This window comes from Rickettsiales bacterium Ac37b, from assembly GCA_000746585.2.
Lineage (GTDB): Bacteria > Pseudomonadota > Alphaproteobacteria > Rickettsiales > Arcanibacteraceae > Ac37b.
Map to the genome: position 1 here is coordinate 700,992 of CP009217.2, position 12,999 is coordinate 713,990.

Sequence of the window (12,999 nt, forward strand, 5' to 3'; positions counted from 1 at the left end):
AGATAACAATATGAGCATAGTAATAGACAATGTTTCTAAAAAAAAGGGTAATACTAAAATTCTAAATAATATTAATTTAAAAATTGAATCAGGAGAACTTATTGCATTGGTAGGACCTTCAGGCTCAGGTAAAACTACATTATTACGTATTATAGCTGGTCTTGAAATGGCTGATCAAGGTACTATTTTAACTTACAATACTAATATAGCTACACAAACTCCTAAAGATCGTAAAATTGGTTTTGTATTTCAAAATTATGCTTTATTTAAGCATTTAACAGTATTTGAAAATGTAGCTTTTGGTATAAATATAATGTCAAAATCAGAAAAACCTTCTAAAGAAGAGATCCAAAATCAAGTAAATCAACTACTTGAATCTATGCATATCTCTCATCTCAAAGATCGTTATCCTATGCAGTTATCTGGTGGACAAAAACAGCGTGTTGCTATAGCGCGAGCTCTTGCAATTTCTCCCAATATATTACTGCTAGATGAACCATTTGGTGCTCTAGATGCTAGAGTTCGTAAATCACTTAGGAGCTGGATGCGCCAACTCCATAGTGATATGCAGGTTACCACTGTATTTGTAACCCACGACCAAGAAGAAGCTATGGAAGTTTCAGATCGCATTGTCATTATGAACCACGGCTCAATCGAACAAATTGATACTCCTGCCCAAACTTATCAGCACCCTGCTAATGAATTTGTTTATGATTTTTTAGGTACCTTTAATATATTTGAAGGTATAAAAGATGATACTGGTACTATACATATAGTAGATTTAGCAGAACATAAACAAGATAAAGCTTCTAAATCTCACTGGATAAAAAATAATTTTGAAAATGTCCTACAATTTTTTAATCAAAAACTTAATAAAGATACGGCTCAATCTATTACATCAGAAGGTAATTTTGTACGCATATTTGCTCGTCCTTATGATATGGAATTAACAAAAAAACCTATCATAGGTCAAGAATATATTATAACTAAAGTAGTGCACATTTACCCTACTTCTTCTACAGTGAAGTTAGAGCTTATTAGAAGAAATGGCAATATAATACATGCAGAAATTACTAAAACGATATTTGATAATTTAGCTATTACTAAAGGAGAAGAAATTTTTGTAAGACCTCAAGAAGTCACTGTTTTCGCATAAAATATATATGGGACTGTTAACAAAATATTTTTAGATAAGATTTTGGGGGTAATTTTAGGGTATATTAAGTGAATTTTTGCAGCTAATATTGGTAATATTAGCAAAAAAATTACCGAAATATAGAAAAAATTAGATCAAAAGATTGCTAATAAAGACTTTGTTAACAGTCCCATAGCTCATCTCTAATTTCTTGATAAAAGATATAAAGCTAAAAAAGAACGTGTAATTTTTACTAGTTATGCAAAAACACTCACATATTCTTACTAATCTTTCCGCTATAGTAAAAACAGTGAATCATACTCAGAAAAATGGTAATAAACATAATTTTAATATGTTAATACCAATTTATATTGAATTTTTATTAATATCTTGACTTTTGTTAAAAAATCCGGTAAATTTCCAATCACAACACTTAAGAAGAGTATAAAAAAGTCTCACTATAGTGACTATAATATAACATTATGGTAAATTTACTTAATTCTTTTCAAATACATATATGAGCAATTTATGAAAGTATCTCACAGCGTATGGCGTCAAGCTCAAAATTCCCCAAAAGTATATCGTAACCAATCAGCTATAGAAAATGGTCATTATAATACTGAATTTATGCTATCACATGAGCACATAAAAGCAGCAGCATTAATGCAAATTGCTAAAAATAAAAGTATAACATTTGATGAAGCAGCTAAAACATGCTTTATAGATGGAATCTCTATACAAAATACTACTAATCTCTCTATGGAGGACATGAGACAATTCTTTGGTGAATCTATTCAGAATGCTATTAATGCCTCTAAAAAAAGTCTACCTTCATTTTTATCTATAGATGATGGTGGCCATGTTATCTTGATAAGTATACTTCCTACTACGAAACCCAATGAAGTTTCTATCTTATATAATAATTCAATACCAACTGGAGAAACGGGCAAGCATTTTGCCTCTACCTTAGTCAACTATTTAAAACAATCAGGCATTAATGTAAGAGATAATAAATATATCAACATATCTCAAGACCAACAATTAGATAATTGTTGTGGATTATCTGTAGCTAGCAATATAGAAAATATTGTTTGTAATTTTGCTATTGGGAAAAATATTAATACGTTAAAACAGCATCTATTCAACCCTGCTAACCATGAAGAAAAGGAATTATATTACCAAAATTTTGGATATTCATTTTTTCGAGCACTTAACAATGATCACTCTAATCAAGTAGAGAATTTACATTCACCTATCAACTCTTATAATATAAGTGAACATGTATTAGAAGAATTAATACGTAAATATAGACCAAGACTTAAAGATATTACTACTAACCTAAAAAATGATAAAATAATTGCAGACCTTTATACAGAATCTAAAAGTAAATTAACTACATTGAATATTTATTCATGTGAAGCTTCAAAAGACACCCAAATACCAAATTTAAATGGCAAAACTAACCTTACATATTCCCGTATAGGAGAACAAAACAGTAATAGTCTAATAATGGTTCAAACAAAAGATAATGAAATATATTTTGATGAAGGAGCAAAAAATAAATTTACAGGCTTAGTGTTTGTCGACAGATTAAACTCTAAAACTGGTCAATTGCTTGAGTCTAAAGATGTGATTATTTATAAAAATGGTAAAGTAATAGATTTTTTTGAAGGAAATCAAGGAGTAAGTAGGTTAGGGCAATTACATAAATTCCAAGCTATTAACGTAGGCCAAAATATAAACCATTTATATACTGGTTTAACAGCCACTTCAAGTTATATTCAGCCTAAAAATCTTCAACGTAATACTGAATCTTTAATGGCCAAATAAGAAAGTCTGAATAATATATTTTACTATTCTCTGTACACCCCATTATGATAAATAAGCTTTTATTGCTTTTGGCTGTAAATGATAGTTTAATCCTTACAATAGTAACTCACTATAGTAAAAACAGTTGAAGTTTGATACAAGGAATGAGGCGCAAAGCCTACTAATTGCTAGGTGAGCAACGAATGACGCCGTATGCAAATTCAAATGCTTTTACTATATTGTTATAAATTAGAGTAGATGCCTTATAATAGCATTTAAAGTAAAAACAGCTTGAAAAGATTCCCGTTTACAATATCGGATAGATATTCCCCTCCATCTTTTAAGTTCAAGAAAAGTATTTTCTATAATATGATGTCATCGGTATAAATAGTTATAGTAAATCTAGGTAAAAGCTTATTAATAATTACAAAAAATAACTTTAAATCTAAAAATTGATATATAGGCACGGCAATTTAAAAATAGTACTAAGTGCGCAAGGTACAAATAAGTACATGAACAAACGAGCTAACTGCATAATATTTAACTTGCCTTGTCTATAAAAGCTACCTTGCTTTAGAACACTGCGATATATATACTACTCTAAAACAAGGTTTTTATACCTAAAAATGTATGGCTTTCTCATACGCAGACAGTACAGATTCATGCATCATCTCAGATAAGGTAGGATGCGGAAATATAGTATGCATAATATCAAGCTCTGTTGCTTCCATATTTTTGGCTATAGCATACCCTTGAATAAGCTCTGTAACTTCAGCCCCAATCATATGGGCTCCCAATAATTCACCTGTTTTGGCATCAAATATAGTTTTAATTAACCCTTCTGATTCACCTAAAGCAACCGCTTTACCATTCCCTACAAATGGAAAGCGTCCAATTTTTACTTGGTAACCTGCATCTTTAGCTTGCTGTTCAGATAATCCTATACTTGCAATTTGAGGAGTACAATAAGTGCAAGCAGGTATATTTGCACGTTTCAGCTTATGTACCTCAAGACCAGCAATTTTTTCAATGCATATTATACCTTCATAACTAGCTTTATGAGCAAGCAATGGAGCTCCAACTATATCCCCAATTGCATAAACCCCTGGTTCATCTGTTGCTAAGTAGTCATTTGTAACTATACGTCCTTTATCAAATTTTATTTTTGTTTGCTCTAAACCAAGATTTTCTGTATTTGCTACAATACCAGCCGCTATTATAATTCTTTCTGCAGTGATATTTTGTTCTTTACCTTCTACATTTAGAGTAACTGTAACATTATTCTTACCTTTTTTTACTTCTTTAACTGTAGTACTAGTTAAAATATGCATTCCTTGTTTTACAAAAGCTTTATGGGCAATTTGGGCAATTTCACTATCTTCAGCAGGTAAAATTCTATCTAGCATTTCAACGACTGTAACCTCAGCACCCATATTGCGATAGAAACTTGCAAATTCTATGCCTATGGCTCCTGAACCTACTATTAAAAGAGATTTAGGCATAGTTTCAGGTATCATTGCTTCTTTTGAGGTCCAAATTAATTTACCATCTGGTTCTAAAGGAGATACTATCCTTGGTCGAGCTCCAGTAGCGAGTATTATATGTGGTGCAGAAACTTCTGTGCTTTTACCATCTTTTTCAATAGAAACTTTATTATTACCTAATAATTTCCCATGTCCTTCAAATACAGTAACTTTGTTTTTTTTAAGCAAATGTTGAATACCGCTAGATAATTGTGCTGCAACTTTACGCGAACGTTCAACAATCTTTTTAATATCAAAAGTAATATTAGAGAGAGAAAAACCAAAATCGCTTACATTATGTAATAAATGGTGAATTTCTGAAGATCTAAGCAAAGCTTTCGTAGGTATACAACCCCAATTTAAACATACACCACCAAGATGTTCCCGTTCAATTACTGCTACTTTCATTTTTAATTGAGCTGCACGAATAGCCGCTACATATCCACCTGGGCCACTCCCAATAATCACTACATCAAATTTTTCTGTCATAACTTACTAATGCTCCTTTTTTTAAGAAACTTATTATCTATAAAGCGTATTATATTTATATTTTTCTATATACAATATGTAAAGACTACTACCTAAAATAATAGTTGCCCCTATGATACTATATAAGTCAGGTGTGTCATTAAAGAATAAATATGCTAAAATAATTGTAAAACATATTCTGCTAAATGTAAAAGGTGCAACAACCATAATATCTGCGTGGTAATATGACCAAGTCAAAGAAAGGTGATTAATTAAAAATAGTAAACCTATAACCATTACCCACGTTATTTGAGATATAGTAGGTGTTGTCCATACCATTAATGCTAAAGGCAAGGAAAATAGCGCCATACATAAAGTATTATAAAAAGTTTGTGCTCCTATATGTTCTTTATCAGATTGTATTTTACTTACTATATCAGTAAGTGCCCATATACAAGCTGTTACTAAGGTCAATAATCCGCCTAATTGTATTCTATTAAAGTATTCTAAATTTGGATGTAGCGCTATAATAGCTCCCAAAAACCCTATAGATAAAGCCATAATATGCTGACTAGTTAATTTTTCTTGGAGAAATATAGCAGCAGCAATAACAGAAAATAAAGGTGTAGTATAGCTTATAGCGGTAGCCTCTACTATTGGAGTAATTTTTAACACATAAAACCATAGAATCAGGCTAATTGTTGTGAGAATAGAACGAAGTATATAAAGTTTAGGAACATTAATCTGCAAATTTTCTCGTTTCGTATAAAAAACCCATGGGAACAAACATAGCAGTCTTACTAACATAGTAAGAAAGAGAATTTCAAAAATATGTATTTGATGAGAAATTTTACTAATCATCATGGAAATGATAGTAAATACTAAACATTTGAGTAACATCCACGCTATGCCACGTATATTTTTCTTGAAAGTATTAACTGTTATATACATTTATTATCTTCTTTATAACAACTTACATATACATTATACTAAAATAATACGTATAATGTAATCATTATTAAATGTATATGAATATTTTGATTAAAAATTTTAATACTGATCATTTAAATATATTAATGATACTTGTATCATTTTGTATAGCATCGGTTGCTCCCCTAGAACTCTTATTATTATCGTATGCTTTTCTGGGGCCAGCACATTATTTAACAGAAATATCATGGCTTCATGATAAACAATACTTTACTAATCATGCCTATGATTACACCGTTTTATATATCTTAACGCTCTTACTGTTTCTATTACCATCGTTTTCTATGATTTTATTAATTAGTGCAGTATGCTATTCCTGTATTTCCATTATATATAGCATACGTAATCACTGGTGGGGCAAGGTTTTTATTCTCACTATCTATACAATAGTAATTTTATGCTTTCATCATTTGCCTATCATTAATACATTTTTATTATTTTTACCTACTCTAATACATGTATTCTGTTTTACATTACTATTCATGCTAGCAGGTACTCTCAAAAATCCTAGTACAGCTGGATTTTGTTCAGTAATATTATTATTACTCTGTCCTCTGGGTTTCTTTATGCTAGACCATATGTCTATTAATTTACCTTATTATAATTCAGTATATGCTCAAGATAACATACATAATTTAAGTAATATTATTAAACCATTTACTGACATAATAATAGATAACCATATAATGCATGATACAAATTACGTTATAAGATTTATAGCTTTTGCTTATTTTTATCATTATTTAAACTGGTTTGGCAAAACAAAAGTTATTAAATGGCATAAAATTTCTTTAAAACGTAAAATAATTATTACAGTGATATATATTACTTCTATAATGGTGTATTATTATAATTATCGTTTAGGTTTTGCTATATTATTATATCTAAGTTTTTTACATGTTATTTTAGAATTACCATTAAATTTTTTGACATTACGCCGTATAATTGGCATAATCACTCCACATTTTAGGCGCTATTAACTCAAAGCCTTATTATCTGGCATCTCAGAAAGATTTTGGTTAATATTATTGTACCTTAAATAAATATTTAATATTGTTAGTTATATGAACACTGAAAAATTATATCCTCAAGTCGATTCTAATCCTAGTTTTGCTGCAATAGAAGAAAAAATACTGAAGTTTTGGCAACAAAATAATATATTCCAAGCTTCAATAGATCAGCGCAATCATCAGTCCGAATTTGTTTTTTATGATGGACCTCCATTTGCGAATGGGCTTCCTCATTATGGACATTTGCTCACAGGTTTTATGAAAGATCTCATTGCTAGGTATCAAACTATGCAAAGCAAAAGAGTAGAAAGAAGATTTGGCTGGGATTGTCATGGTCTTCCTGCTGAAATGGCGGTAGAAAAAGAGCTCCAACTATCTGGATATGCACAAATTGTAGAATTTGGTATTGAAAAATTTAATAAACAGTGTGCAACTTCTGTGCTGAGATATACCTCAGAGTGGGAACAATATGTTAATAGACAAGGTCGCTGGGTTGATTTAGAAAATGATTATAAAACCATGGATACGGATTTTATGGAATCAGTATTATGGGCCTTTAAGCAGCTTTATGGCAAAGGATTAATTTATGAATCTATGCGTGTTATGCCCTATTCATGGGCATGTGAAGCACCTTTATCTAATTTTGAAACAAGATTAGATAATTCATATAGAGAACGTACTGATAAAGCTATTACTGTAACTTTTACGTTAAATAATAGGCCTCAATCAGCACCAGAGGGCTGTAAAGCTTATAAAGTGCTCGCATGGACTACCACACCTTGGACTCTGCCTTCAAATTTAGCACTTGCCGTTAATAAGGATATAAAATATGTTTATATTGTTAAAAATGAAGAATGTTTTATTATAGCAGAAACTTTATATCATAAATATACTAAAGAGCTTGGGTTAGATAAAGAGAATCCGCCTAATATAAGTTTAGGGGAAGAATTAATAGGTTTAACTTACGAACCTTTATTTCCTTATTTTAGTCATCATGATAATGCTTTTAAAATCCTTGAAGGAGAATTTGTTACAGAGCATGATGGTACAGGTATAGTACATATGGCTCCTGGCTTTGGTGAGGACGATTATGTATTATGTACTAAACATAATATTTCTATAGTATGTCCTGTAGATAGCCGTGGCAAATTCACTCGTGAAGTATCAGATTATGCAGGAATGTTAGTATTTGATGCAATTGATGAAATAATCAAATCATTAAAATTATCAGGTCATTTAATAAAAATTGAACAATTTGTACATAATTATCCTCATTGTTGGCGTACCGATACTCCATTAATATATAAAGCTTTGCCATCATGGTATGTCGAAGTGACTAAAATTAAAGAACAATTGATTAAGAATAATCAGCAAATTAATTGGGTTCCAGAGCATGTCAAAAATGGATTATTTGGCAAATGGCTTGAAAATGTACGAGATTGGTCCATTAGTCGTAATCGTTTCTGGGGTACACCTATCCCTGTTTGGAAATCAGATAATCCTTTATATCCGCGTATAGACGTATATGGCTCAATAGAAGAATTAGAGAAAGACTTTAAAGTTAAAATTGATGATTTGCATAAACCCTTTATTGATACTTTAACACGTCCTAATCCAGATGATCCTAGTGGTAAATCAATGATGGTACGTGTTACAGATGTATTTGACTGTTGGTTTGAGAGTGGATCTATGCCCTATGCACAAATCCATTATCCTTTTGAGAATAAAGAAAGATTTGAAAAGAATTTTCCAGCTGATTTTATAGTAGAATATTCTGCCCAAACTAGAGGTTGGTTTTATACACTTTTAGTACTTTCTACAGCTTTATTTGATAAGCCTCCTTTCTTAAATTGCGTATGTCATGGGGTAATACTTGATGAAAAAGGACAAAAATTATCTAAGCGCCTGAATAATTATCAAGATCCTATGGAGATTTTTGCAACATTTGGGGCAGATGCATTACGTTTCTTTATGATGTCATCACCTGTGATGCGAGGCCAAGAATTACTAATTGATAAAGAAGGTCGTATGTTAAAAGATACCATACGCCTTGTAATAAAACCTATTTGGAATTCTTATAATTTTTTTACTTTATATGCTAATGCTGATAATATAAAAGCTGTTTATTCAGTGGCTTCACCGAATATTATGGATCAGTACATCTTATCTAAAACTCAAGAAGTAGTGACTCAGGTAATAAAGGCATTAGATAATTATGATACTCCAAGTAGTTGTGCTCTTATTCAAGATTTTTTTGAAATACTCACCAACTGGTATATTAGAAGAAACCGTAATCGTTTTTGGAAAACAAACTATGATGATGATAAACAGCATGCTTATAATACTCTATATACTGTATTAAATATAATGTGTAAAGTATGTGCTCCTTTACTTCCTTTTATTACTGAAGAAATTTATTTAGGTTTAGAAACAGGAGGCAAGCTTATATCATCTAGTTCTGTACATTTAACTAATTTCCCAACTGCCCAAGATATTAGGTATGATGCTAAATTAGTATCTAATATGGACCGTACACGAGATATATGTAGTAGCATTTTGGCCGTGCGTAATAATAATAATATAAAAACTCGTACACCTTTAGAAGAAGCTACAGTTTTAGGTGCAAATGTTATCCATCTTACAAAATTTGTGGATCTTATTAAAGATGAAACGAACATAAAACAATTAAATCTTTCTGAAAATATAGATGATCAAGCTAGTTTTAAGCTTCAGCTTAATTTTACAGTACTTGGAAAAAGGTTACCTAATAAAATAAAAGAATTAATAACTGCAAGTAAAGCTAATAATTGGTATAAAGACTCTGATAGTTCTTTAGAAATAGCTGGTGAAAAGCTTAATAATGATGAATTTAATATCATTTTAGCTCCTAAAAATACACAAAATTCTATGGCTCTTAGTAGTAATGATGCTTTAGTAACTGTAAATCTTAATATTACTGAAGATCTTAAATTAGAAGGTATGGCACGTGATTTAGTTAGATTAATACAACAATCACGTAAAGAAGCCAATTTAAATATTTCAGATCGTATTGCATTAAATTTAACAACAGATAGCGAGCTTAGTAAAGCTATCAGCCAGTTTTCTAGTTACATAGGAGAACAAACTCTTTCTACTCTAATGTTAAATAAAAAAGAATTGCAACAAGATTTTACGTATAAATATGAACATATCTTAGATAATGATAAGGTAATTATAGAATTTTCTGTAATGTCATAGATTTATAACTGAAACAGTTTATATAAAATATTGATATAAAAGTAATTTATAGTATGTTTAAGAGATTAACATAATTAACTAAAAGCTAAATATGAAAAGACAAATTGGAGTTATAGGAGGAGGAGCATGGGCTACAGCACTTAGCATGATATCCGCACAAGCTACGCAAAATGTTATATTATGGACACGTAACGAAAATGTTGTTATGAGCATTAATGCCTTGCATACAAATAGCCAATATTTGTCCAACGTAACATTACCTATCAATATCCATGCTACTAACAATTTAAAGGATATACTGTCTTGTGAATTAATAATAATTGCTATACCAGCCCAAAGTTTGCGAGATATTATCTTAGAATTACAAAAGCTAGACATAAATACTCATATACCTTTAATTATATGTTGTAAGGGAGTTGAGCAACAGAGCTTATTACTCATGAGTGAAGTAGTACAAGAGATTTTGCCTCTTCAGCAAATAGCTGTGTTATCAGGCCCGAATTTTGCAGATGAAATAGCAGAAGGGTTACCCGCAGCCACGAGCCTTGCAGCACTTGAGCTCAAGCTTGCTAGACACCTGGCAGAAAATTTAAGTAATCATAATTTGAAAATATACTATACAGATGATATTATTAGTGTCCAATTAGGTGGAGCCGTTAAAAATGTCATTGCAATTGCAAGCGGAATAATTACTGGCAAAAATTTAGGAGAAAATGCTAGAGCAGCTTTAATTACTAGGAGTATAGCTGAGATTAAAAGATTGTGCATTGCAAAAGGTGGAAATGCAGAGACATTAATGGGGCTTGCAGGAATTGGGGATTTATTACTTACTTGCAGTAGTAATAAATCGCGCAACATGTCTTTCGGTATAGAACTTAGTAAAGGTAAATCTTTACAATCAATCCAAAACTCTGGCCCTAAAATTGTAGAAGGGGTGATATCAGCAAAATCTATTTATGAGTTATCATTAAAACTTGGTATAGAAATGCCTATATGTAAATCTGTATATCAAATATTATACGAATCTGCTAGTATTGAAAACACTATTAATTCGTTACTTAAACGTCCTGTATGTAATGAATAATACTCCTACTATAAAATCAGCTTTGGTTTATGGAAAACAAGAACTTTTAAATGCAGGTATAGCAAGTTATAACTTGGATGCTAGATTATTATTAGCTCATATTCTTAATTATTCTATAGAAAAGCTCATTATTTCTTTGGAAAAAACTCTTACTCACAATGAGTGGTTATTCTATCAACAGTTAATAACAAGGCGTACAAAGTTTGAACCAATAGTACATCTAACAGGTATAAAGGAATTTTTTAGTCTAGAGTTTAGGGTAAATAAAAATACTCTAATTCCTAGACCAGATAGTGAAACTCTTATTGAGACTGTTTTAAAATATTTTCCTGATAAAAGTGTTCCCCTAAAAATACTTGATTTAGGTACTGGTACAGGATGTTTAATACTAACCTTACTTAATTTATACTTTAATTCAACTGGCCTTGGTATAGATCTTTCAATTGAAGCTCTTAAAATAGCACGTTTTAATAGTATACACTTAACTCTAGATAGTTATGTTTTATTTGTACAAAATAGCTGGTGTAACTCATTATCTAATCAAGCAAAATACGATGTTATTATTTCAAATCCTCCATATATTAGCCACGAAGAATTGCAAAAGCTAGATAATGAAGTGAAAGATTATGAACCAAATTTAGCCTTAGATGGTGGGCAAGATGGACTAGACTGTTATAGGGAGATTGCTTCTACTATAATTGACTTTCTAAGCAAGAATGGTAAAATTTTCTTAGAAATAGGTCAGGGTCAAGAGGAAAGTGTAAAACAAATATTTAAAGCTCATAATATGAATTGTATTTCCGAGCATAAAGATTTAAATCAAATTATACGTTGTTTAGTTTTTGAAAGACACCATTGATATCAGAACAATGGTGGGCCTGGGTGGAGTTGAACCACCGACCTCACGCTTATCAGGCGTGCGCTCTAACCACCTGAGCTACAAGCCCCTATTTCCTTATGGAAATAAAGAAAAAATTATCGATAAGCTGTAATATAAACAAGACTAAACTTTTATACAAGCTTTTTTTCTTATATAGTTTTTAATTTAATTAAGGAGAGAGTCATTCGTTACTTCTATACTCATTAGTCCATAACATCTCCCCCTCATCCTCAAATTAACAACCTATAGTTTTAACATAGAATATGGTTATCAATTGTTAAATCCAGATCATAATCTCCATAAACTTTGATATTATTAGTAGTTTGTTCTATATCTATATTCCAAACTGTCCCACTATAATTTTGATCTTGCTCTTTATAAGATTCTGTAACATTTTTAATATTTAATAAAGAAGCTGTTTCATCTGAAATTTTATTATAAGATAATAGGTTAATTAGATCATCATGTTGAAAATTATGAATAGCAAATACTGTTGGTATTCCTTCTGCTTTACATGCTTTTTCCATATGATTGAGATTTAAAGGTACGTGATATATATTAATTATTTTTTCCCCAAATAACTCTGGAGCGCCCATATAATCTAAACAATTACTTATACATTCACCTCTATCATTTGTTACAGTTAATCCCTCAAAAAGCAACGTTCCATCTCCAAAATGATTTAGATATTTGCTATAACCTTTTTGCTCTAAAATGGTTTGTAAGTTTTCTAACGAATCAATATTCATGTGTTACCTCTCGAATGATATTAATAGTGTAAATCTATTATAGCTTAATTTATTACCGAATACTATAAATTATCTAAAAAATTAATCTAAAATGTGCTAATAGTTTATATATTT

10 protein-coding genes and 1 tRNA gene are annotated in these 12,999 nt (G+C 30.5%); 7 read left to right on the forward strand and 4 right to left on the reverse strand.

All coding sequences use genetic code 11. The annotated features are described in order from the left end of the window. Positions 1-10 precede the first annotated feature (10 nt). The 3 genes from cysA (at position 11) to NOVO_03500 (ending at position 2,965) form a co-directional block, all read left to right on the forward strand. On the forward strand, positions 11-1,156 hold the full coding sequence (gene cysA, locus NOVO_03490) for a Sulfate/thiosulfate import ATP-binding protein CysA (GenBank protein AIL65086.1): 1,146 nt from the start codon (positions 11-13) through the stop codon (positions 1,154-1,156). A 238-nt stretch (positions 1,157-1,394) separates the two neighbouring features. Then, on the forward strand, positions 1,395-1,529 hold the full coding sequence (locus tag NOVO_03495) for a hypothetical protein (protein ID AIL65087.1): 135 nt from the start codon (positions 1,395-1,397) through the stop codon (positions 1,527-1,529). A gap of 134 nt (positions 1,530-1,663) precedes the next feature. After that, positions 1,664-2,965: a hypothetical protein gene (locus NOVO_03500; GenBank protein AIL65088.1), complete on the forward strand. Its 1,302-nt coding sequence runs from the start codon at positions 1,664-1,666 to the stop codon at positions 2,963-2,965. Between the two features lie 599 nt (positions 2,966-3,564). On the opposite strand, the gene lpd is transcribed toward NOVO_03500, so the two are convergent. Both lpd and NOVO_03510 read right to left on the reverse strand, forming a co-directional pair. Beyond that, positions 3,565-4,956 (reverse strand): Dihydrolipoyl dehydrogenase, encoded by a 1,392-nt coding sequence (gene lpd, locus NOVO_03505; GenBank protein ID AIL65089.1) that lies wholly within the window; start codon positions 4,954-4,956, stop codon positions 3,565-3,567. Between the two features lie 33 nt (positions 4,957-4,989). After that, positions 4,990-5,886 (reverse strand): EamA-like transporter family protein, encoded by an 897-nt coding sequence (locus tag NOVO_03510; protein ID AIL65090.1) that lies wholly within the window; start codon positions 5,884-5,886, stop codon positions 4,990-4,992. Between the two features lie 71 nt (positions 5,887-5,957). Between NOVO_03510 and NOVO_03515 the strand changes: the two genes are divergently transcribed. The 4 genes from NOVO_03515 (at position 5,958) to prmC (ending at position 12,115) form a co-directional block, all read left to right on the forward strand. Then, complete coding sequence (locus NOVO_03515; protein ID AIL65091.1) at positions 5,958-6,905, forward strand: hypothetical protein; 948 nt, start codon at positions 5,958-5,960, stop codon at positions 6,903-6,905. 84 nt (positions 6,906-6,989) lie between these two features. Continuing rightward, on the forward strand, positions 6,990-10,172 hold the full coding sequence (ileS, locus tag NOVO_03520; GenBank protein AIL65092.1) for an Isoleucine--tRNA ligase: 3,183 nt from the start codon (positions 6,990-6,992) through the stop codon (positions 10,170-10,172). A gap of 91 nt (positions 10,173-10,263) precedes the next feature. Beyond that, complete coding sequence (gene gpsA, locus NOVO_03525; protein ID AIL65093.1) at positions 10,264-11,256, forward strand: Glycerol-3-phosphate dehydrogenase [NAD(P)+]; 993 nt, start codon at positions 10,264-10,266, stop codon at positions 11,254-11,256. Then, positions 11,249-12,115, forward strand: coding sequence for a Release factor glutamine methyltransferase (prmC, locus tag NOVO_03530; GenBank protein AIL65094.1), 867 nt, complete (start codon positions 11,249-11,251; stop codon positions 12,113-12,115). The genes gpsA and prmC overlap by 8 nt, the downstream gene beginning before the upstream one ends. Positions 12,116-12,126: 11 nt before the next feature. Here the strand turns inward: prmC and NOVO_03535 are convergent. Both NOVO_03535 and NOVO_03540 read right to left on the reverse strand, forming a co-directional pair. Continuing rightward, a tRNA-Ile gene (locus tag NOVO_03535) sits at positions 12,127-12,203 on the reverse strand. 184 nt (positions 12,204-12,387) lie between these two features. Continuing rightward, positions 12,388-12,885, reverse strand: a complete 498-nt coding sequence (locus tag NOVO_03540; protein ID AIL65095.1) for a hypothetical protein — start codon at positions 12,883-12,885, stop codon at positions 12,388-12,390. Between the last annotated feature and the right edge of the window lie 114 nt (positions 12,886-12,999).

Bases quoted from the DNA above. Each gene is read 5' to 3' on its own strand.
- NOVO_03500 (AIL65088.1), top strand. From the start codon at position 1,664: ATGAAAGTATCTCACAGCGTATGGCGTCAAGCTCAAAATTCCCCAAAA.
- NOVO_03515 (AIL65091.1), top strand. From the start codon at position 5,958: ATGTATATGAATATTTTGATTAAAAATTTTAATACTGATCATTTAAAT.
- cysA (AIL65086.1), top strand. From the start codon at position 11: ATGAGCATAGTAATAGACAATGTTTCTAAAAAAAAGGGTAATACTAAA.
- ileS (AIL65092.1), top strand. From the start codon at position 6,990: ATGAACACTGAAAAATTATATCCTCAAGTCGATTCTAATCCTAGTTTT.
- NOVO_03540 (AIL65095.1), bottom strand. From the start codon at position 12,885: ATGAATATTGATTCGTTAGAAAACTTACAAACCATTTTAGAGCAAAAA.
- NOVO_03510 (AIL65090.1), bottom strand. From the start codon at position 5,886: ATGTATATAACAGTTAATACTTTCAAGAAAAATATACGTGGCATAGCG.
- NOVO_03495 (AIL65087.1), top strand. From the start codon at position 1,395: ATGCAAAAACACTCACATATTCTTACTAATCTTTCCGCTATAGTAAAA.
- lpd (AIL65089.1), bottom strand. From the start codon at position 4,956: ATGACAGAAAAATTTGATGTAGTGATTATTGGGAGTGGCCCAGGTGGA.
- prmC (AIL65094.1), top strand. From the start codon at position 11,249: ATGAATAATACTCCTACTATAAAATCAGCTTTGGTTTATGGAAAACAA.
- gpsA (AIL65093.1), top strand. From the start codon at position 10,264: ATGAAAAGACAAATTGGAGTTATAGGAGGAGGAGCATGGGCTACAGCA.